This is a genomic window from Blastococcus sp. LR1, from assembly GCF_020166105.1.
Classification (GTDB): domain Bacteria; phylum Actinomycetota; class Actinomycetes; order Mycobacteriales; family Geodermatophilaceae; genus Blastococcus.
Genome location: NZ_JAIUJY010000004.1, coordinates 263599 through 284644 on the forward strand (window position 1 = coordinate 263599; position 21046 = coordinate 284644).

Annotated in this window: 17 protein-coding genes; 7 read left to right on the plus strand and 10 right to left on the minus strand. The window is 72.7% G+C overall.

Annotation, left to right across the window (positions count from 1 at the left end):
• The first annotated feature begins 498 nt into the window (after positions 1-498).
• Together mobF and LBW97_RS13195 are read left to right on the plus strand one after the other, a co-directional pair.
• Positions 499-4137, plus strand: a complete 3639-nt coding sequence (gene mobF / locus LBW97_RS13190) for a MobF family relaxase (RefSeq protein ID WP_224499824.1) — start codon at positions 499-501, stop codon at positions 4135-4137.
• Positions 4138-4514: 377 nt separating this feature from the next.
• Positions 4515-4946, plus strand: coding sequence for a hypothetical protein (locus LBW97_RS13195; RefSeq protein WP_224499825.1), 432 nt, complete (start codon positions 4515-4517; stop codon positions 4944-4946).
• A gap of 56 nt (positions 4947-5002) precedes the next feature.
• Here LBW97_RS13195 and LBW97_RS13200 read toward each other — a convergent pair whose 3' ends face one another.
• Both LBW97_RS13200 and LBW97_RS13205 read right to left on the minus strand, forming a co-directional pair.
• Positions 5003-6106, minus strand: coding sequence for a hypothetical protein (locus LBW97_RS13200; RefSeq protein ID WP_224499826.1), 1104 nt, complete (start codon positions 6104-6106; stop codon positions 5003-5005).
• Positions 6096-6674: an RNA polymerase sigma factor gene (locus LBW97_RS13205; protein WP_224499827.1), complete on the minus strand. Its 579-nt coding sequence runs from the start codon at positions 6672-6674 to the stop codon at positions 6096-6098. Before LBW97_RS13205 ends, LBW97_RS13200 begins: the two co-directional genes overlap by 11 nt.
• Before the next feature lie 444 nt (positions 6675-7118).
• Here LBW97_RS13205 and LBW97_RS13210 point away from each other — a divergent pair, with 444 nt between their 5' ends.
• The gene (locus LBW97_RS13210; RefSeq protein WP_224499828.1) at positions 7119-7328 is read left to right on the plus strand and encodes a hypothetical protein; all 210 of its coding nucleotides are present in this window, start codon (positions 7119-7121) and stop codon (positions 7326-7328) included.
• On the plus strand, positions 7318-8160 hold the full coding sequence (locus tag LBW97_RS13215; RefSeq protein WP_224499829.1) for a hypothetical protein: 843 nt from the start codon (positions 7318-7320) through the stop codon (positions 8158-8160). The genes LBW97_RS13210 and LBW97_RS13215 overlap by 11 nt, the downstream gene beginning before the upstream one ends.
• A gap of 6 nt (positions 8161-8166) precedes the next feature.
• Here the strand turns inward: LBW97_RS13215 and phaZ are convergent, their stop codons facing one another.
• Together phaZ and LBW97_RS13225 are read right to left on the minus strand one after the other, a co-directional pair.
• Entirely contained in the window at positions 8167-8991 is an 825-nt protein-coding gene (gene phaZ / locus LBW97_RS13220) for a poly(3-hydroxyalkanoate) depolymerase (protein WP_224499830.1), read from the minus strand.
• A complete protein-coding gene (locus LBW97_RS13225; RefSeq protein ID WP_224499831.1) occupies positions 8975-10738 on the minus strand; it encodes an alpha/beta hydrolase in 1764 nt (587 codons plus the stop codon). The genes phaZ and LBW97_RS13225 overlap by 17 nt, the downstream gene beginning before the upstream one ends.
• Before the next feature lie 224 nt (positions 10739-10962).
• Here LBW97_RS13225 and LBW97_RS13230 point away from each other — a divergent pair, with 224 nt between their 5' ends.
• Positions 10963-11616, plus strand: coding sequence for an enoyl-CoA hydratase/isomerase family protein (locus tag LBW97_RS13230; RefSeq protein WP_224499832.1), 654 nt, complete (start codon positions 10963-10965; stop codon positions 11614-11616).
• A 4-nt stretch (positions 11617-11620) separates the two neighbouring features.
• On the opposite strand, the gene LBW97_RS13235 is transcribed toward LBW97_RS13230, so the two are convergent.
• Entirely contained in the window at positions 11621-12802 is a 1182-nt protein-coding gene (locus tag LBW97_RS13235; RefSeq protein WP_224499833.1) for an acyl-CoA dehydrogenase family protein, read from the minus strand.
• Between the two features lie 101 nt (positions 12803-12903).
• Here LBW97_RS13235 and LBW97_RS13240 point away from each other — a divergent pair, with 101 nt between their 5' ends.
• Positions 12904-13611, plus strand: coding sequence for a hemerythrin domain-containing protein (locus tag LBW97_RS13240; RefSeq protein WP_224499834.1), 708 nt, complete (start codon positions 12904-12906; stop codon positions 13609-13611).
• A gap of 63 nt (positions 13612-13674) precedes the next feature.
• Here the strand turns inward: LBW97_RS13240 and LBW97_RS13245 are convergent, their stop codons facing one another.
• Both LBW97_RS13245 and LBW97_RS13250 read right to left on the minus strand, forming a co-directional pair.
• Positions 13675-14715, minus strand: coding sequence for a YihY/virulence factor BrkB family protein (locus LBW97_RS13245; protein ID WP_224499835.1), 1041 nt, complete (start codon positions 14713-14715; stop codon positions 13675-13677).
• Between the two features lie 108 nt (positions 14716-14823).
• A complete protein-coding gene (locus tag LBW97_RS13250) occupies positions 14824-16299 on the minus strand; it encodes an MFS transporter (RefSeq protein WP_224499836.1) in 1476 nt (491 codons plus the stop codon).
• Between the two features lie 202 nt (positions 16300-16501).
• On the opposite strand from LBW97_RS13250, the gene LBW97_RS13255 reads away from it, so the two are divergent.
• The gene (locus LBW97_RS13255; protein WP_224499837.1) at positions 16502-16666 is read left to right on the plus strand and encodes a hypothetical protein; all 165 of its coding nucleotides are present in this window, start codon (positions 16502-16504) and stop codon (positions 16664-16666) included.
• Between the two features lie 123 nt (positions 16667-16789).
• Here the strand turns inward: LBW97_RS13255 and LBW97_RS13260 are convergent, their stop codons facing one another.
• From LBW97_RS13260 to LBW97_RS13270, 3 genes are all read right to left on the minus strand, one after another.
• Entirely contained in the window at positions 16790-18586 is a 1797-nt protein-coding gene (locus LBW97_RS13260; RefSeq protein WP_224499838.1) for an acyl-CoA dehydrogenase, read from the minus strand.
• A gap of 125 nt (positions 18587-18711) precedes the next feature.
• The gene (locus LBW97_RS13265) at positions 18712-20493 is read right to left on the minus strand and encodes an MDR family MFS transporter (protein WP_224499839.1); all 1782 of its coding nucleotides are present in this window, start codon (positions 20491-20493) and stop codon (positions 18712-18714) included.
• A complete protein-coding gene (locus LBW97_RS13270; protein WP_224499840.1) occupies positions 20490-20993 on the minus strand; it encodes a MarR family winged helix-turn-helix transcriptional regulator in 504 nt (167 codons plus the stop codon). Before LBW97_RS13270 ends, LBW97_RS13265 begins: the two co-directional genes overlap by 4 nt.
• Between the last annotated feature and the right edge of the window lie 53 nt (positions 20994-21046).

A 21046-nucleotide genomic window follows, 5' to 3' on the forward strand; every position in this document is an offset into this window, starting at 1 on the left:
TACTACCCCGCCGTTGACGGGAGGTTCGTCGACGTTCGGTGCAGGCTGACCGGTCCGGACTGCCCCGGGTGCGTCGCGATCGTATGTACCGGAGGCCAAGGCCTCTGAAACGGCCGGGGGTTGGATGACGCCTGGCCGCCATGTCACCGCCAGCGGGCGACTCCCACGCTGCAGGGCTCGGCGGCACGGCCGTCGAACTCGTCGCGACGCACAGGCGCCCGCGGCCCTCGGCGTGTCCCTACCTCCCCCGCAAGCGCGAGAGCTGGAACATTGACATTCGGCTCGCAGTCGACGATCGCCATGAACGATTAACAAGATGGCACCTGCACGATTCCTTGCCCCCGAGTGAGCTGCTCCAATAAGTGCTCAGATCTTCACGAGAGAACGGCACGAATGCTACCTTCGGAGGTAGCTCGGGCCCCGCTTCGCGGGGCCCATCGGCGTTTCTAGGGGTGACTCGTTGGTCATTGTCGGGTGGCGTTGAAGATGCACGGCGGAATGAAGATTTACGCCGGCGCGCCGGTGGCTGCCCGGCACTACGTGGAGGCCGACCGCGGCCGGGTCGACGACTACTACCTCACCGAGGGCACCGGCGTCGCCCGTCGCTTCACCACAACGGATGGTCGCGTGGCCGAGCTGGGGCCGCTGACCGGCGACGCCTACGAGACCTGGGTGGCTGGCCGCGACCCGAAGACGGGTGAGCCGAGGGGGCAGCTGCGCACCGATGAGCACGCCGTTCGGTTCGCCGAGGTGGTGGTCAACGGCCCGAAGACGTGGTCGCTGGCCGCCGCGCTGGACCCGGACATCGCGACGGCGTACGAGGCGGCGCAGGACCGCGCCGCCGAGCAGATCATCGCCTGGCTCTCCGAGCACGCCACCACCCGGGTCGGCCCGCGCGGCGGGCAGGTGCAGATACCGCTGGAGGTGCTGGAGGCCGCGACGGTTCGGCACTACACCTCCCGGGCGAACGACCCGCACTGGCACCTGCACCTGCAGTTCCTGTCCCGGGTATTCGCCGCGGGGAAATGGCGCGGCTTGCACACCGTCGGCGTCCGCGACTTCTTGGGCGCGATCAACGGGATCGGGCACGCCGCGATGGCGTGTGACCCGGAATTGAACGCCGCCTTCGCCGCGCACGGCTACCGGAAGGGCGCTACGGGAGAAATACTGGAGCTCGCCGAGTACACGGGTCCGTTCAGCGCCCGGCACGCCCAGATCGCCCGGAATGTGGACCGCTACGAACGGGAATGGACCGCAGCGCACCCCGGCGAATCCCCCGGGCCGGTGCTGCGCCGAGCCTGGGACGTCCGGGCGTGGGCCGACGGCCGCCCGGACAAGATCACTGCCCAGCCCGGGGTCGGGCTGGAGGAACGCTGGCGGGCCGAGCTGTCCGCCCTCGGCTACCGCGACCCGGGAAAGCCGGTCGACCTGGCCCCCACCCCGATCGGGGCCCTCGATCGAGACGAACTGGTGCAGCGCGCGCTGGCCCGGCTCGCGGCCGGGCGGTCGGCGTGGAACGCCGCCGACATCCGGGGCGAGGCCGAGCGGCTGATCGCCGCCGCAGGCGTCGTCGCCGACGCCGGGGTGCGCATCGAGCTGGCCGAAGACCTCACCGCCCGCGCGATGGACCGGTGCGTGCCGTTGCTGGACCGCGACGGGGTGCCCGAGCACATCCGCGCCTGGACCTCCCAGCCGGTCCTCGACGTCGAAGCCGACCTGACCACCCGGCTCGCCGCCCGCGCTGCGCGCGGCGTGCCGGACACCGTCCCGGCACTGCCGGTCGAGCGCGTGGCCGCCGCCGGCCGGCTGGATGCCGGCCAAGCCGCGGCGGTCGCCGCGCTCGCCGGCGACCGGCCCCTGGTGGTGGTCGAGGGCGCCGCCGGGGCGGGCAAGACCACCACCCTGTCCGCCACCCGCGACCTGCTCGAGGCACAACATCGCCGGCTCGTGGTGGTCACCCCCACCCGCAAGGCAGCCAAGGTGGCCGCCTGCGAGGTGGGGACGGCCGCCGGGTCGGCGGCATCCCTGGCCTTCCAGCACGGCTGGCGCTGGAACGACGAAGGGCGTTGGACCCGGCTCACCGCCGGCCAGGTCGACCCGGCGACCGGCCGTGTGTACGCCGGGCCGAACGAGGCCGCGCAGCTACGGCCCGGGGACCTGCTGCTGGTCGATGAGGCCGGGATGCTCGATCAGGACACCGCCCGCGCCCTGCTCACCGTCGCCGACGAGTGCCGGGTCCGGGTGGCGCTGCTCGGCGACCGGCACCAGCTGTCCGCGGTCGGCCGCGGCGGCGTCCTAGACCTCGCCATCGGCCAGGCCGACCCCGGGGCGCACCTGACACTCGACTCCGTGCACCGCTTCACCCGAACCGACGAGGAAGGCCGCACAACACGCGACACCGGCTACGCCGAGCTGACCCTGGCCATGCGCACCGGCGAGGACCTCGGCGCCGTCTTCGACGCCCTCCTCGCCCGCGGCCAGATCCGGCTGTTCCCCGACGCCGCCGCGCTGCGCGACGCGCTGGCCGCCGCCGCCGCCGAGTCTTATGCCGCAGGCCGACCGGTGGCCGTGGTGGTGGACACCCGCGACCAGGCCGCCGAACTCAACACCGCCATCCGGGAACGGCTGGCCGTCGCCGGCCGGGTCGATGACCGAACGGTGGCCGTCACCGGCGCCGGGGAGCCGATCGGCGCCGGGGACCGGATCGCCACCCGGCGCAACGACCGTCACCTCGACGTCGCCAACCGCGACACCTGGGTGGTCACCGCGGTCGGCCGCCGCGGCGGGCTGCTCGTCACCCCTGCTGTCACCCCCACCGGCACCGTCCCCGGGAACGGGTCCGGCGGTGTCACCCCGGCCGGCCTAGGGACCCGCGTACTGCCCGCGGACTACGTCACCGAGCACGTCGAGCTCGCCTACGCCTCCACCGCGTACGGCGTGCAGGGCGACACCGTCACCGCCGCGCACGTGGTGGTCGGCGAGCAGACCGGCGCCTCCTCCTGCTATGTCGGGATGACCCGCGGCCGAACGGCGAACACCGCCCACCTCGTCGCCACCGACGCCGACCAGGCGCGGGGACAATGGATCGCCGTGTTCGCCCGCGACCGCGCAGACCTCGGCCCCGCGCACGCCGCCCAGCTCGCCGCCGCCGAGGCCGCCCGGTACGCCACTCCCCGCCCGCTGGAGCAGGCGCTCGCCGACCTGCACTCTGCGTGGACGGCCGAGCAACGCTGCCTGTACCGGCTCGCCTCCGAGCTGCCGCGCCGGGACGCGCTGCGCGAGATCGTCGCGCTCGAGTCCGCCCACGCCGACCGGGCCGCCGCGCTCACAGATGCGTATCGGCAGACAGGGATCGACGCCCGCCACGCGACGGCGCGGGCCGACGCCAGCGGCGCGGTCGTCACCGCCGAGACCGACCGGATCCGCGACACGCTGCTCGGCAGCTGGGACACTGGGCGTGACGCCGCCCGTGACGCCGCGCAGGTCGTGCTCGATGGTCCCGGCCGGCTCCGGCTGCGGCGGGCGGCGGTGAACCGGGCCGGCGAGCAGCTGGTCGACTGGGCGGACGCCTGGCGGCCCTACCTGCCGGCCATGCCCACCGACCCGCAGCAGCTCGCGCGCCTGGCTGACCGGTCCGACGACCGACCGCGGCTGTGGACTGCCTTCGACTCCTACGCCCGCCACCACGCCGAACACGCCCATCCGGAGCACGCTCAGTTGCGCGAGACCGCAGCCACCGCCCAGGAGACCCACCGGCACGCCGGGGCCGCGCTGGCCGACGCCCGCCGTCAGCACGAGGACCGGCTCGCCCGCTTCGGACCTCTCGCCCGAACCCTCGACCCGGCGGAGCGACTGTCCGACACCGACCGGGCCATCACCGCCGCCCGAGCAGAACTGGCCGCCGTCGGCGCCCGCGTTGCGCGTCTGACGGCCGAGCCGGCTCTTCTCGCCCAGCCGGTCGACCGCCTCGCCCAGGAGCGGGTCACCTGGCGTGCACACCAGGACGCCGACCCGAACCCACACGGATCGGCCGCCCCGCTGCTGACCGCCTCCGAACCGGGTGTCCGCCGCCCGCGGCCCGAGGATCTTCAATACATCTCGCCGCACCGCGCCCCGGGGCGGGGCATATCGCGCTGAACGGGCGGCCCTCCCCGAGCCTCCGACGACGGGGCTGAGACTCGGCCGCCAGCGTCGACGCTCCGTCGCCCAGGCGGGGGTGGGTGCCGCGAGCCTACGGCGCTCACCACCACGCGGATGGTTCACCGGCGGCGTGCGGATCAGTGGGGGCACTTCGCCCGACAGCCGCCCACACCGCGCCCACAAGACGCCCACAGAAGGGCCGTCCGCGACCAACGTCGACCGAACGCAGCAAACGGTATTTCTGCTGGTCAAGACACAGTTCCGCGGAGAATGCGCTGATCAGAAGAGCGTCTCTTGGGAACTTTTAATCCGCGGGTTGTGGGTTCGATCCCCACGGGGCCCACCGTGTGGCTGTGCGAGGACATGATGAGCGCGTGGACGTCCGATGGCGGTCGCTCGCCGCATGGCTGCTGATCGCGCAGTCCGCCGTCCTGGTCTGCCTGTCGTTCTGGGCGCTCCTGTTGCTGACGTGGGTGCCGGACGAGGACGAGGCCGTGAGGTGGGACTCCAGCCGTGCGCACCTTCAGGCGGGGGCGGCCAGCGCGGTCCTCGTGGTTCTCGCGGTCGTCTCCGCCGCGGCCGGTGTCGCCCGGTTGAGAGGCCGTACAGCCGGGGGTGGGTTGCTGGTAGCCGCCCTGCTGGGCGGTGCCCTCGCCGTGCTGGTGTACGGCCTGCCCGGGGTCGCCGCTGTTCTCGCGGTCGCCGGGTGCGCCTGGGTGGGAGTCCTGCGCCGCGACGACCGGCTTGCCCACGATCGGCGCGAGTCGCGGGGCCTTGTCCCGGCCACCAGGGGCACGAGGACCTGAATGTGCGACACGACGGAGCCCGGCCTCCCGGTCGGGGAGAGCCGGGCTCCGGTGGTTCACGGGGTGTAGGTGATCTGCTCCGCGATCTGGAGCACCTGGTCCTGCGTGAGCGCCTGCGGCGCCAGCATCAGGAACCGGTAACCGTCGGGGAGCTGTCCGGCGGCCCGCCAGAAGTCGGGGCTCGCGCCCCCCTCCGCCAGCGCCAGCCGGCCCTCGCGCCCCTGGATCGTCACCGGCGTGGGCGGAGCGGTCAGGTCTCCCGCGTCGACGATCTCGTCGAGCGTCGCCGTCCCGCCCGGATAGACGCTGACCCGGAGCAGCTGCTCGGCATCGCCGTTCCGCGTGAGGTCGAGCTGCCGGCTCTCCTCGTAGCCGGTCAGCGTCCAGCCGGCCGGGGCCAGGCCGAACTGCAGGCCGAGCGGCTGCGGACGGTCCACGACCGACTCCGCCACAGGAAGGAGCGCCGCGAGCGGGCCGTAGTCGCCCTCGCCCAGCACCTGCACCCACCGGTCGTCGGGGAGCTCCCACAGCAGGCTGACGTAGCCATCCCCCTGCCGGACCTCGGCCGGCCGGCCGCCGACGGTGGCCGAGCCGGCCGGGGCCTCGTCGAGGCCGTATCCCGTGTCCTCGGGGCCCCTGGGGTCCTCGGCGAACAGCCGGACCAGCACGCGTCCCGAATCGCCCGTGTAGTCGGCCGTGTGGACCAGCGGCAGGTCGCCGAAGAAGCCGACGCCACCGACCATGCTGAACGTCGGCGTCAGGCCGGGCGGGGCGGGATCGAGCGTCAGCGGGAAAGTCACCTCCTCGGCGGCGACCAGCTGGATCCCGTCGACCGGGGCCTCGGACGTCGGGCCGGGCGTCGCCACCGGCGGCGTCGGCCGGTCGGCGGGCGTCACCAGGACGGCCGTCGTCCAGGCCGCTGCCACGGCGACCACGGCGATGCCGGCACGCACGAAGGCCTTCCGGCCCGGGCGCCGGCGCGGCGTGGAGCGCCGCTCGCGGGCATCGGACACCAGCTGCCGGGCGGCGACCACCGAGGCGGGCTCGCTGCCGGTGGACGTGAGTTCGCGGAGGAACCCTTCAGGCAGGGCCGGCAGGTCCGCGTCGTGCATCCCGGCGGCGGCGTCGAGCCGGGCGTCCAGTTCTCGGTCAGTGATCACGGGAGGTCTCCTGCTCGGATGCGGAAGGGGAGAGGAGGGTGCGCAGCGCGGCGCGGGCGCGGTGCAACCGCACCCGGGCGGTGCCGGGGGAGAGGCCCAGGACGACTGCGGCCTGGCTCGGGGACAGGCCCTCCCACGCCACGAGCGTCACGAGCTCGCGGTCTTCGGCGGAGAGCCGGTCCAGCGCCTCGCGCACGAGTGAGGTCTCCGTCCGGCTCTCGTGGACGGTGGACGGATCGGGGACGACGCCCTCCGTGAAGGAGTCGGCCAACTGCCGGCCGAGGCGCGACGCCCGGGTGGCGCTGCGGATCGAGTTCGCCAGGCAGAGACGGGCGATGCCGAACAACCACGGCCGGACCTCGTCGGGCGCCGCGGGCAGGTCGGCCCGGCGTCGCCACGCGGTCGCGAACGTCTCCGCGACGACGTCGAGCGCGTCCTCCCGGGAGGCGGAGCGCCGCAGCGCGTACCCGAGGACGGCGGTGCCGCTGCGGCGGTAGGCGTCCTCGAAGACGCGCTCCGCGGAGGGTGGTGGGTCGTCGGCCGGTGGGGGCGGTGGCTGCCCCTGCATCGCGATCACACCCCTACATGTCCGGCTCGGACCGAGCGTTACAGCAACGCCCCACGGGTCGCATCGTGCCCGTCGTCCGCAGCCGCGACAGGGGTCCCTCCGCCCCCTCGTGCCGGTACGAGGCGGCCCAGGGGGTGCCGATGGAGAGGTGGACGGCGCAGTGAGGCGGCGTCCACCCCGACCGACACGCCGGAGCGTTCCGGGCGCGGTCGGGATGACCGACACCGCGATCCCCCTTTCCACGCTCGGAGATCGGGGACTTGTCGACAAGACGTCGGGCCGGAGGACGGGTCATCGACCGCCCTCGAGGACGTCCGCAACGAATCGGAAACGGGCCGTCCGCGGAGTGTCCGCGAACGCCTCCCGGGGACCCCTCCAGTACCTAGCCTTCGGGTTGTCCGCGGCGCTTCCCCAGCCGCGGAGCACGACCCTGAGGAGCTCTTCGTGAACGCGCCCGGCCTTCCTGTTCTCGCCCCTGTCCCCGCCGCGGGACGCCCCGACGACGGATTGGCCCTGGTCCTGGACCTCATGACGCACGAGCCGGCGACGACCGCCTCGGCGGCCGGTCCGGGCCTGGCGGCGCGTGCGCAGGACTGGGCCCAGCGGGCGGCGGCCTGGGGCGAGGGACCGCGAGGAGCCTGGCGTGCCTGGTGAGCTGATCTGGCTGGCCGTCTCGCTGCTGAGCAGTGTCGGCCTCGTCGTCGCCCTGGGCACCAGCTCCACGGCCCGGTACGAGTTCGAGCGCAACGGCGTCCAGGCGCAGCGGCAGCGGGCGGCCGCGGCCGCCCCGGCCGCGGCAACGGCCGCACAGGTCCCCGCCGACGGCTCGGGCGCCGCGCAGGCCGCGCCCCTGCCCGCGCCGACCGCCGTCCGGACGCACCCCTCCGCCCGGCTGGCCACCGTCGCTCCGATGGCGACGGGCTGGTGGCTGGTGGACGGTCCCGGCGCCCCGCTCGCCGGCCCCTTCGCGGACGCGGTGGACGCCGACTGGGCGGCGTTCGCCCTCGGCCTCCCGGAGTCCGCGCGCACCGTCTACGGCACCCAGCGCGAGGACGGCGGCGTGGCCCGTCGCCAGTCCCCGCAGGAGCGGGTGTGGCTGGACGAGCTGGGACGTCAGCTGGACCGGCTGCCGGAGGAGTGGACCGAGCTCATCAGCGACGACGACGCCCTGACGACGCTGGCCGTCGACGTCACCGCTGCCCTGCTGGAGGCGGGTCTGCCGCTGCACGACTGCGACGGGCACACCGGTGAGGCGCGCGGAACCGGCGGCGCCTGCCTCGCCCCGCGGCCCGAGGCAGGCGGGCTGGTCGTCACGTGGCGGCAGCACGACCGGATGAGCGTGCAGCAGATGCGCGGTGCCGACGCCGGCAACGCCGTGCAGCACGCGATGACCGAGGCCGTCATCACGGTGCTCGAGGAGCTCGGCTTCGCCGTCGAGCCCTACGGTCCGGCCGGCGGCCACCTGGTCACCGCGAGCGGCCGCTGACCGCGCTCACTCGTCGAGGAACGCCTCGATCACCGGAGCCAGCTCCTGCGCCTCGGTGATGAGCGCGATGTGGCCGCCGCGGTAGACGTGCAACCGCCCGTGGGGGAGCAGCCGCGCCATCACCCGGGCGTTCACCACCGGGATGATCGGGTCGTCGTCGCCGGCGACCACCAGCGTGGGCTGCCGGATCAGCCGCAGGAAGGGCAGCGAGCTCCAGCCCGCGCTGGAGGCGAGCTGGTAGTAGTAGCCGCGCTTCGGGCCGACCCGGGTGTTGGCGTGCAGCGCCGCCGCGGCCCGCTCGGGTTCGGTGCGCATGCTGCCGCCGTAGATGTCGCCGGCGAACCGCCGCGCGTATTCGGGGTCGCGGTGCCGGCGGGGCGTGAGCATGCGGGCGAGCACCCGGGGGTGCGCGGGCACCATCAGCGACCCGGTCGCCGTCGCGGCCAGGACCAGGCGCCGGCAGCGCCGGCGGTGCTGGACCGCGAAGTGCTGGGCCAGCCCGCCGCCCCAGGACAGCCCGAGGACGTCGACCGGCTCGTCGTGGCCCAGCTTGCTCAGCAGGCCGGCCACCACCGGGCTGAGCGTGGACAGCACGTAGGGGACGACGGGGCGCGGCGACCCGCCCACCCCCGGCACGTCGAAGCGGATCACCGTCCGCTTCGGGTCGAGGGCCTCGACCAGCGGCTGCAGCACCTCCAGGCTGGCGCCGATGCCGTTCATCAGCAGCAGCGGAGGGACGTCGTCGTCGGTGCCCCTCCGCACCGCGGTCCGGATGGTCCGCCCGCCGATGGTGAGGCTCCGGACCAGCTCCGGGCTACTTGTCGAAGACATACGTCCCCGGCGCCTCGGCCAGCACGTCCAGCCCGTTCCCGCCCAGCTCGGACGGGGCGTCGATCTCCTCGCCGGAGCGGTCGCCGAGCCAGGTCATGAAGTCCGGCCACCAGGAGCCCTTGACCGTCTCCGCGGCCTTCATCCACTGGTCCGCGTCCGGCGGGGTCGAGCCGGCCACCTGGAAGGTGGACTTCGGGTTGCCCGGCGGGTTCACCAGCGAGGCGATGTGGCCGCTGGTGGAGAGCACGAACCGGCTCTCCCCACCCATCAGCTGGGTGGTCCGGTAGCAGGCCTGCCACGGGCAGAGGTGGTCGGCGACGCCGGCGGTGGCGTAGGTGTCGACCGTGACCGCGGACAGGTCCACGGGCGACCCGAGCATGGAGACCGCCCCGGGCTCGGTCAGCGCGTTCTTCATGGCGACCTCGATGAAGTCGCGGTGCAGACCGGCCGACATCCGGGTGGTGTCGGCGTTCCAGAACAGGATGTCGAAGTTCGGCGGCGGCTTGCCCTGCAGGTAGTTGTTGACCCAGTAGTTCCAGATCAGGTCGTTGGGCCGCAGCCAGGCGAAGACCTCCGCCAGTTGGGCGCCGTCCAGGTAGCCCTTCTTCCGCGACCGCTCGGTCGCGGCCTCGACAGCCTCGGGGTCCATGAGCGCGGACACCGTCCCCGCCTTCGCCCAGTCCAGGACGGTGACGGCGAAGCTGGCGGCGCGCACCCGGTCCTGCTTGCCGGTCGCGGCGAGGTGGGCCAGCACCATCGCGGTGATGATCCCGCCGGAGCAGAACGCCTGCAGGGCCACCTGCTCCTGCCCGGTGATCCGCTCGACGGCGTCCATCGCGTCGAGCAGGGCCTGGCCGTAGGTGTCGAGGTCCCAGTCGGCGTGCCGCTCGTCGGGGTTGCGCCACGAGATCATGAAGACCTGCTGGCCGGCGCCCACGTAGTGCTCGACGATGCTGCGGCCCGGCGCCAGGTCGGTGATGTAGTACTTGTTGATCGTCGGCGGCACCATCACCAGCGGCAGCGCGCGGACCTTCTCCGTCGTCGGCCGGTACTGGATCAGCTCGAACACCTCGGTGCGGAAGACGACGGCGCCGGGCGAGACCGCCAGGTCCTCGCCGACGGTGAACGCGTCCGGCTCGACCATCGAGGGCACCCGCGGCGGCGCGGTCAGATCCGAGACCAGGCGGCGCACACCCTCCACGACGTTGCGGCCACCGGTGTCGATCGTCGCCTTGAGCGCCAGCGGGTTGAGGAACGGGACGTTGCTGGGGGCCAGGGCGTCGACGAGGTTGGTCGCGGTGAAGCGGATCCGCTCGTCGTCCTGCCAGTCCAGGTCGGCGTCCTCGATCAGCTCCCACGCGGTGCGCGCGGTGGCCAGGTGCAGCTGCATCGCCCGCTTCAGCAGCGGGTTGCCGCTCCAGGCGGGATCGGCGAACCGCTTGTCCTTCTTGCCCGGCGCCAGTTCGGAGCTCCCGGTCGTGATCCGGCCCAGCTCGCCGACCAGCTCGCCGGCCCGGCGGGCCACGGTGCCGGGCTTGCGGGCCAGTGCCGAGCCCATGCGCAGCGCCGTGCTCGCCGGCGGGACGAGTCGGCGCAGCGGGCCCCGGCCGGCGTCGACGAGCACCATGTCCAAGCCGGTCGCCGCCTCGGCGGCGGCCTCCGGACTGCCGGTGCCAGGGACGGCTTCGGGCCGCTCCTCGGCGGGAGCGGAGGCGGTGCGGGCTGGTTCGGTGGCGGGCTGAGCCATGTGGGTCTCCTTCACGCGCGCCGCCTGGAGACGAGCCGGATCGCCGGTCCCGGGACACGGTTGTGACCTGCACCACTGAACCACAGCTTCCGGAACGGGGCAGGGTGCAACCGCACCCTCGCCGGGGGTCCGCGGAGAGCCGGTTCTCCTACGCTCTCCGGCGAACGCACCCCGCGGCCGCGCGCCGCCGGGCGGTGCGTGCTCGACCACCCAGAGGAGAACCGATGCCCACGCTGGACCGCCAGGACTCAGTCTTCGTCCTCGACCTCGGTGACACGGAGAACCGCTTCTCCCCGGACTGGCTGACGGCGGTGGAGGCCGCCCTGGACGAGGTGGAGCGGGCCGAGGGCGCCCGCGCGCTGGTCACCACGGCCACCGGCAAGTTCTTCTCCAACGGGCTGGACCTGGACTGGCTGTTCGCGCACGCCGACCAGCACGAGGCCTACGTCGTCCGCGTGCACGAGCTCTTCGCCCGTGTCCTCTCCCTGCCTCTGATCACCGTGGCCGCGCTCCAGGGCCACACGTTCGCGGCCGGTGCGATGCTGTCGCTGGCGCACGACTTCCGCGTCATGCGGACCGACCGCGGGTTCTGGTGCCTGCCCGAGGCCGACATCGGCATCCCCTTCACCCACGGGATGTCGGCCCTGATCCAGTCCCGGCTCGCCCCGCAGGTCGCGCACGAGGCGATGACCACCGGACGGCGCTACGGCGGTGCCGACGCGCAGGCCGCCGCGATCGTCGACCGCGCCGTCGCCGAGGACGCGGTGCTCCCGGACGCCGTGGAGCTGGCGACGTCGATGGTGGGCAAGGCCGGCGACACCCTGGGCACGATCAAGACCCGGATGTACGCACCGGCGCTCGCCACGCTGCGCGACTAGACGATCAGACGATCGCGCTGGCACCCGTGACGCCACGGCCCACGATCAAGGTGTTCACCTCGCGCGTGCCCTCGTAGCTGTAGATCGCCTCGGCGTCGGCGACGTACCGGCCCACGTGGTTCTCCAGCAGGATCCCGTTGCCGCCCATGAGCTCGCGGGCCCAGCCGACCGTCTCGCGCATCCGCATGGTGCAGAAGGCCTTGGCCAGCGACGCCTGCTCGTCGGTCATCTCGTCGGCGCCCTGCAGCTGCGAGAGGCGGGCGCACATCGCCGCCGACGCGGTGATGTTGCCGAGCATCCGCACCAGCAGGTCCTGCACGAGCTGGAACTCCACGATCGGCTGGCCGAACTGCTCCCGGCCCATCGCGTAGCGGAGCGCGTGCTCGTAGGCGCCACGCGAGCAGCCGACGGCGGACCAGGCGACGCCGGCGCGGGTCATGCGCAGCACGTTCGCCGTCTCCCGGAAGCTGTGCGCCTCCTGGAGCCGATTCTCCTCCGGCACCCGCACGCCCTCGAGCGTGATGTGCGCGTTCTGCACCGCACGCAGTGCGATCTTGTCCTTGAGGTCGACGGTCGTGAAGCCCGGCGTCCCCTTCTCGACGACGAAGCCGAGCACCCGCTCGGTCTCGACGTCGCGCGCCCAGATGATGGTCAGGTCGGCGAAGCTGGCGTTGCCGATCCACTTCTTCTCGCCGTCCAGCACCCAGGAGTCGCCGTCGCGGCGGCACGTCGTCTGCAGGCCCTTGGCGACGTCGGAGCCGTGCTCGGGCTCGGTCAGGCCGAAGGCGCCGATCAGCTCCATGCGGGCCATGGCCGGCAGCCAGCGCTCCTTCTGCTCCTCGGAGCCGCACAGGTAGATCGAGCCCATGGCCAGGCCGCCGTGCACGCCCATGAAGGTGGAGATGGACGGGTCGCCCTTGGAGAGCTCCATGGCGAGCATGCCGTCGAAGAGCTGCGACCGGCCCGGGCAGCCGTAGCCGACGTAGGGGTTGCCGGCGATGCCCAGCTCGGCCATCGCGGGGATCAGCTCGCGGGGGAACTCACCGCGCGTCCAGTAGTCGTTGATGATCGGCTCGACCTGCTCGTCCATGAAGGCGCGCACCTTGTAGAGCAGCGCGCGCTCGTCGGTGTCGAGGAGCGCCTCGAGGTCGTAGAAGTCGGACGTGATCGTCGAGCGGTCGGTCATGGCAGCCACTTACCCCCGGCGGACCTCACGGCAACCGGGGCGTGCGCGATCGGGTGAGCGGGAACAGAACGACGGAACCCCGAGAGCACAGGAGGTGTCCCGTGACCCGATCCATCGCCGACCAGACCGTCGACGAGCTCGGCGGCCCCGGCAGCGTGCTGGCCCGCCAGCGCAAGGACCACATCGAGCTCGACCGGCTGCTGCAGGAGCTCGACGGCAGCACCGGCACCGCGCAGGAGGAGGTGCTCACCCGCATCGACCGGTTGGTCTTCAGCCATGCCTTCGCCGAGGAGACAGTGCTGTGGCCGGTGATCCGCCGGGTGCTCCCCGACGGTGACGCGCTCACGCTGCAGGTCGAGGAGGAGCACCAGGAGGTCAACGAGCTGGTCACCGCGCTGGAGCGCGACGGCCTCGACTCCCCGGAGCGGCCCGCTCGGTTGCGCCGGCTGGCGGAGGTGTTGCGCGAGGACGTCCGGGACGAGGAGGACGTGCTCCTCCCGCGCCTCCAGGAGGCGCTCGGCCCCGAGGAGCTCCGGGCGCTCGGCCGGCGCTGGGCGCTCATGGCGCGGATCTCGCCCACCCGGCCGCACCCGACGGTCTCCCGCCGTCCGCCCGGGAACGCGCTCTCCGGGCTGCCGCTCTCGCTCATCGACCGCACCCGCGACCTGGTCGACGCCGGCGTCCGCCGCGCGCCGGAACGGTTCGTCCCGGCCGGGCGCGCGGTGAGCAAGGGCCTGGCCGGCGTCGCCGCCGTCATCGAGCGGGTGCCGCTCTCCCGCACGGGCGACAAGCCGCCGACCAGCCGCTGAACACACGTCAGGGGCCCTCTCCCGGTGCGGGAGAGGGCCCCTGACGTGTGTTCGTACCGACCGTTACGTCGTCTGCTTGTCCTTGGGCTCGTCGCGGGCGTCGAGCTGGATCTCCTTGTCAGCCCTCGGCACGCCGTCCTTCAGCTCCTTGGACCGCTCGATCTCGGCGTCGAGCTCGATGCCCAGCAGCAGCGTGACGTTGATCAGCCAGAACCAGATCAGGAAGATCACGACACCGGCCAGCGCACCGTAGGTGGCGTTGTAGCTGCTGAAGTTGGCCACGTAGAAGGCGAACGCGGCCGAGGCGATGATCGCGACCAGGATGGCGACGCCGGCGCCCGGGCTGACCCACTTGAAGCCGCGGAGCTTCACGTTCGGCGTCGAGTAGTAGAGGACGGCGACCATCAGCGCCAGGATGACCAGGATGACCGGCCACTTGGCGATGCTCCAGACCGTCTGCCCGGCCTCGCCGATCCCGATGGCCGAGGCGATGGCGTCGACGACGGGCCCGCTGAGCACCAGCAGCGCCACGATGATGGCAGCGAACAGGACCCCGACGAGGGTGACCAGCAGCTGGAGCGGCTTGAGCTTCCAGACCTTCCGGCCTTCCGGCGTCTCGTAGACGATGTTGGCGGCCCGGGTGAAGGCGCCGACGTAGCCGGACGCCGACCAGATGGCGGCGGCGAGACCGATGACGAGGCCGATACCGGCAGCCTGGTCGTTGCCGGCGATCTGGTCGATCACCGGGCCGATGGTGTCCGCGGCGCTCTCGGGCACGACGGTGGTCAGCGCCTCTCGGAGCTGCGCGGGTTCGGTGAAGAGACCGACGATCGAGGCCAGGGCCGCGAGGGCGGGGAACAGCGCCAGGACGCCGTAGTAGGTGAGGGCGGCGGCCCAGTCGGTGAGGTTGTCCTCGCTGAACTCCTTCAGCGTGCGCTTGAGCGTGCCCCCGACCTTGGGCGAGGGGTCGGCGCCGGTGGGCGCGTAGTCCGATCGGGTGCCGCTGACGTTGTCGTCGTCGGGCGCGGGGTCGGCAGCCGCGTGGTTGCCTTGGAAGCGGTTGTCCGCCGCGGTGCGGCTGGACGAGCCGGTGGCTCGGGCCATGAAGGTGTCCTCCGGTCGGCGAGGGCGGTCGGTCCGGTGGGTTCCCCGGCCGATCCCGTTCCATGCCGGACGCGCCGGTGCCCGCCGGTATCGATTCGGGAACGGCGCTCAGCGCAGCCCGGACACCGGTGACCACTCGCCGGCTCCGGCGGTGGCTTCCTCGATGCCCGAGTGCGGGCCCCGGCGGCCGCCCCCGGACCGCAGGCCGATCAGTGCGACGACGACGACGGCCAGGGAGGCGCCCACCCCGACCAGCGCCACGAGCGTGAACGCGATCGCCCGCGGCAGACCGGTGCCGGGATTCAGGAACGCAGCGATCAGGGTCACCGCCACGGTGCTGCCCAGTGCCTGCCCGACCGACCGGGCGATGGAGTTCACCGCGTTGGCCACGCCGGTCTCGTCCTCCTGCACGGCGTCCACGACGAGCGCCGGGAGGGCCGCGTAGGCCACCGTCACCGACAGCTGGGTGAGCAGCCCGGCGAGGATGACCTGCCACGGCTCGCCGCGGAAGCCGGCGAGCAGCCCGAAGCCCGCGACACCGCACGCGGCCCCGGTGATGAGCGTGGGCAGGGCGCCGAACCGGCCGACCACGCGCCCGGCGAAGGGGGCGACGACGATGCCGAGGATCCCGCCCGGCAGCAGGTAGACGACCGCGGCCTCCAGGACGCTGGCCCCGAATCCGTACCCGGTGACCCCCGGTGGCGACTGCACGTACTGCAGGACGGCGAGGAAGGACGCGAACAGGGCGATGCCGGTCATCAGCCCGGCGACGTTCGGGACGACGGTGCGCCGATCGGTGAGCATCGACGGTCGCACCAGCGGCTCCGCGATCCGGCGCTGCAGCACGACCCAGCCGGCCAGGACGACGGCGGAGCCCACGAGGCAGCCGATCGTGCCGGGGGAGGCCCAGCCCCACATCGGCCCCTGCGAGAGGGGGAGCAGGAGGAGGACCAGCCCGAGGCCGAGGACCAGCGCCCCCCACCAGTCGATCCGGCCGGTGGCCGTTCCCGGGGAGTGCGGCAGCAGCCACGCGACCATCGCCAGCGACACCAGGCCGACGCCGAGCCCGACCCAGAAGGCGTGCCGGTAGTCGCCGTCGTCGCCGGTGAGCAGCCCCGTGGCCACGAGGCCGACGACCCCGCCCACGGCCAGCGTGCTGCTGACCACCGCCATGGCCACGCTCAGGCGCTCCGAGGGCAGCTCGCGGCGCAGCACGCTGATCGACAGCGGGAAAAGGCCGTAGGAGGCCCCCTGCAGCACCCGCGCCACCAGCAGCAGCGGCAGGGACTCGGTCACGATGGCCAGCAGCGTGCCCAGCGAGACGGCGACCAGGATGCCGAGGATGACCGGCCGCTCGCCGCGCAGGTCACCGAGCCGGCCGAGGACCGGCGTGAGCACCGCCGCGGCCAGCAGGTTGGCGGTGAGGACCCAGCCGGCTGCGCCGGGCGAGATGCCCAACTGGTCCTCGATCCGGCCCAGCGAGGGCACCACGAGGCTCTGCAGCAGGGAGAGGGTCGTGACCCCGAGGGAGAGCGCGACGACCAACGCCGCGGGGCGGGCGCCAGCGGCTGTGGTGTCGGACACGCCCTGATCAGACCACGCCACGCGGAAGGCCTTATCCCCCGCGGCTCCTACACCCCGGAGTGTGGTTGTGGTCACACCCTGTCAGGTGAAGTACCGGATCGGACGATTGGAATGCAGGTGATCGGGGGACAGAGTCCCTCGACGACGTACCGCTCGCCCCTGACCCGGCGGCGGCGAACGACTTGTATGGGGGAAGTATCTGATGATGTTGTGGCCGACGGTTGCCCTGCTGGGGTTCCTGGTCCTGACGGCCCTGGTCATCGCGATGGGCACCCAGTCCACCGCCCGCTACGAGCAGGAGCAGCGTGCCGCTGCCCGCTCCGGCGGGGCCCGCACCGCTTCCGAGGCGGTCGGCGCGAGAGCCTGACGCGAACCGAACGTACCGACGGCGCCCCGTCACTCCCTCGGGAGTGACGGGGCGCCGTCGCGTTCCGGACTCCTCCAGTTCCCGCCGCGAGCCTGCGAGTGGTGGGTGGGAGGGGGTCCTCTGTCAGAGGACGTCGGCGGAGGTGTCCAGCACGGTGCGGTCGAGGGACTCCAGCAGGTCGAACCAGCCGCGGGTGCGGGGCAGCTCCCAGCGCCAGAAGTACCGGGCCGCGGCGCGCTTGCCCTCGTAGAAGGCGCCCGCGCCCGTCCCGGTCGCCAGTGCCTGCTCCAGCCACAGCCACGCGACGACGATGTGCCCGGCGGCCTCGAGGTAGACGTGCGAGTTGGCCAGCGCGAGGTCGGGGTCGCCGGTGCCCCACAGGGTGGCGGTGACCGAGCCCATCCGGGCGACGGCGGCGTCCAGGTCGGCGGCGAAGCCGGCCCACTCGGTCCCCGCGGCCCGCGCCGTCGTCACGGCGATCGTCTCGCCCAGCAGCGCCAGCCCGGCGCCGCCCTGCATGACCACCTTGCGGCCGAGCAGGTCGAGGGACTGGATGCCCTGCGTGCCCTCGTGGATCGGGTTCAGCCGGTTGTCCCGGTAGAACTGCTCGACCGGGTAGTCGCGGGTGTAGCCGTAGCCGCCGTGCACCTGGATGGCGAGGTCGTTGGCGACCAGCCCCCACTGCGAGGGCCACGCCTTCGCCACCGGCGTCAGCATGTCCAGCAGCAGGTGGGCGCGCTCGCGGTCCGCCTGGTTCTCCGCGGTCTGCTCCTCGTCGACGAGCCGCGCGCAGTAGAGGCCCAGCGCCATGCCGCCCTCGGCGTAGGACTTCGCGGCCAGCAGCATCCGGCGGACGTCGGTGTGCTCGATGATCGGCACCATCGGCGAGGCAGGGTCCTTGCCCGCGGCCGGACGGCCCTGGGTGCGGGTGCGGGCGTACTCCAGCGCGTGCAGGTAGCCGGTGTAGGCCAGCACCGTCGCGCCCACGCCGACGCCGATCCGCGCCTCGTTCATCATGTGGAACATGTAGGTGAGGCCGCGGTGCGCCTCGCCGACGAGGTAGCCGACCGCGCCGGCCTGCCCGCCCGGCGTGTGCGCGCCCTCGCCGAAGTTGAGCAGGGTGTTCGTCGTGCCGCGGTAGCCCATCTTGTGGTTGAGCCCCGCCAGGACGACGTCGTTGCGCTCGCCCAGCGAGCCGTCGTCGTTCACCAGGAACTTGGGCACGATGAACAGCGAGATGCCCTTCACCCCGGGCGGTCCGCCGGGGATCTTGGCCAGCACCAGGTGCACGATGTTCTCGGTCAGCTCGTGGTCGCCGCCGGAGATCCACATCTTGTTGCCCGACAGCCGGTAGGTGCCGTCGTCCTGCGGCACGGCCTTGGTGGTGATGTCGGCCAGCGAGGACCCGGCCTGCGGCTCCGACAGCGCCATGGTGCCGAACCAGCGGCCCTCGAGCTCGGGCCGCACGAAGGTGTCGATCTGCTCCTTGCTGCCGTGGGCCAGCAGCAGGCGGGCGTTGCCCATGGTGAGGAACGGATAGGCCGACGTCCCGACGTTCGCGGCCTTGAACCAGGCGAACACGGCCTGCCCGACGGTGTGCGGCAGCTGCATGCCGCCGTACTCCTCGTCGAACGATCCGGCCATCAGCCCGGCGTCGGTGAAGACCTTGAGCGCCTTGGCCACCTCGGGGATGAGCACGGCCTTGCCGTCGACCATGTGCGGCTCGTTCTCGTCCGCCGTGCGGTTGTGCGGCGCGAAGTGGTCCGCGGCGATCTGCTCGGCGAGGTCCATGACCGCGTCGAAGGTCTCGCGCGAGTGCTCGGTGAAGCGGCTGCGCTTCGTCAGCGACTCGACGTCCAGCCACTCGTGCAGCAGGAAGTCCAGGTCGCGGCGGGACAGGATCAACGACGACGACGCCATGCCCCCGACTCTATGCCGAGCCCGTCCGGACAGTTGTGGCCCCCGACACAAGGCGCGGTCAGCCGTCCTGGCTCACCTGAGAGCGTCCTGGCTCAGCACCGACGGTGAGCCAGGACCCGGAACGATCAGGAGACCTGATCACCGGGCAGCGGTCGGGCGTCCCCGGGGCGGCCGACGGGCGGCGGGGTGGACGTCGGTGCCGCGGCGCCCACCGCCTCGGTCGCCTGCTCGGCGGGATCGTGGACGTCGTGCGTCGCCGTGGCGCTCTCCTGCCGCGCCTGGATGCCGGACTTGTTGCTCAGGGCCAGCTGCGGCAGGAACAGGAACACGAAGAACCCGACCGCCACCACGCAGGCGGCGATGAGGAACACCAGGTCGATCGAGTCGGAGAACCCGGCCTTGAACGGCTGGGCGAGGAAACCGGGCAGCTCCTGGATGAAGGAGGTGTCCGACAGGTCGGCGCCGGCGTCCAGCTGCCCGCTCTGCAGCGCCTCGGCCACCCGCGGGTCCTGCGCCGCCGCCGTCTCCACCCGGGCGCCGATGTCCTCCGGCAGCCGGGTGAACAGGATCGACAGGAAGGCAGCGGTGCCGATCGTGCCGCCCATCTGGCGGAAGAAGGTGACCGACGACGTCGCGACGCCCATCTCCCGCGGGGAGACGGCGTTCTGCACGGCGAGGATGACCGGCTGGAAGTTCAGGCCCAGGCCGAGGCCGAGCATCACCATGAACGGCACGATCGCCCAGATCGAGGTGTCGGCGCCGACGACGAACGACATCGACACGAGCGCGACGACCATCAGCGCGATGCCGACCAGCGGGAAGATCTTGTACTTGCCGGTCTTCGAGATCGCGATGCCCGAGCCCATCGCGCCGGTCATGATGCCGGCGACCAGCGGGATCATCTGCAGGCCGGCGACGGTGGCGCTGGAGCCGTGCACGATCTGCAGGTACTGCGGGAGCAGCAGCAGACCGCCGAACATGCCGGCGCCCATCACGATCGAGCCGACGCCGCTGACGGCGAAGCTGCGGTTCCGGAAGAGCCGCAGGGGCAGCAGGGCGTCGTCCCGGTAGGCGCGCTCGACGAGCACGAAGAGCACGAAGCCGAGCGCACCGATGGCGTAGCAGGCGATCGCGCGACCGGAGTCCCAGCCCCAGGTGCGGCCCTGCTCGGCGACGACCAGCAGCGGCACGAGGAACGTGATCAGCGCCAGCGCGCCGGGCCAGTCGATCCGGTGGTCGCGGCGCTCGTGGGGCAGGTGCAGCACGCGCCAGACGGCGGCGAACGCCAGCAGGCCCAGGGGCACGTTGATCCAGAAGATCCAGCGCCAGCCGTCGAGGCCGAGGATCGAGTCGTGGCCGGCGAAGAAGCCGCCGATGACCGGGCCCAGCACGCTCGAGGTGCCGAAGACGGCCATGAAGTAGCCCTGGTACTTCGAGCGCTCCCGCGGCGGCACGATGTCGCCGATGATCGCCAGGGCCAGGGACATGAGCCCGCCGGCGCCGATGCCCTGCACCGCGCGGTAGGCGGCCAGCTGGTACATCGTGTCGGCGATGCCGCACAGCGCCGAGCCGACGACGAAGACCGCGATGGCGAACAGGTAGAACGGCCGTCGCCCGTAGATGTCGGAGAGCTTCCCGTACAGCGGCGTGGAGATCGTCGAGGTGATGAGGAACGCCGTCGTCGCCCACGCCTGGAGGTCGTAGCCCTGCAGGTCGTCGGCGATCGTCCGGATCGCGGTCGCGACCACGGTCTGGTCCAGCGCCGCGAGGAACATCGCGACCATCAGGCCGACGAGGATCGTGACGATCTGGCGGTGGGAGAAGGCGCCGTCGGCGCCAGGCGCGGACGCGGCCGTGCGGGCGTCCCGTCGCCGAGCCGACTTCTCGCGGGCGGTGGTCTGGCTCATGCGTCGTCCTTCGGGGAACGGGTGTCCGTGCGGGGTGGGGTGGCGGCGGGCAGGCCGGCCGCGAGGCCGTCCAGGAGCCGGCCGAACAGGGTGGTGAGGGCGGTCAGGTCGGCCTCGGGCCAGTCGGCGGTGATCGAGCCGAGGTGCTTCTCCCGCTCGTGTCGCAGTCCCTCGAGCACCGCGTGCCCGGCGTCGGTGACGACCAGACGGGTGGCGCGGCCGTCGGACTCGTCGGCGGTCCGCCGGACCAGCCCCTGGTCGACGAGCGCGGAGACGTGCCGGCTGACGGTGGACGGGTCGGCGTGCACGAGGTCGGAGAGCGCGCTCTGCCGCAGGGGGCCGAGGCGGCTCAGGGGGAAGAGCAGGACCAGAGCGGCGCGGTCGCGACCATCGGCGCCCAGCTGGCTCTTGAGCCCGTGGAGCACCCGCATCATCCGCGGCAGGAGCTCAGCGAGGGCGGCGACGTCGGCGTCCCGTCCGGGCGAGCTGTTCGCGGACATGCGACCTCGGGACACTCGGGGGACGGGACTCGTGCACCGTACAAGCCGTTGCA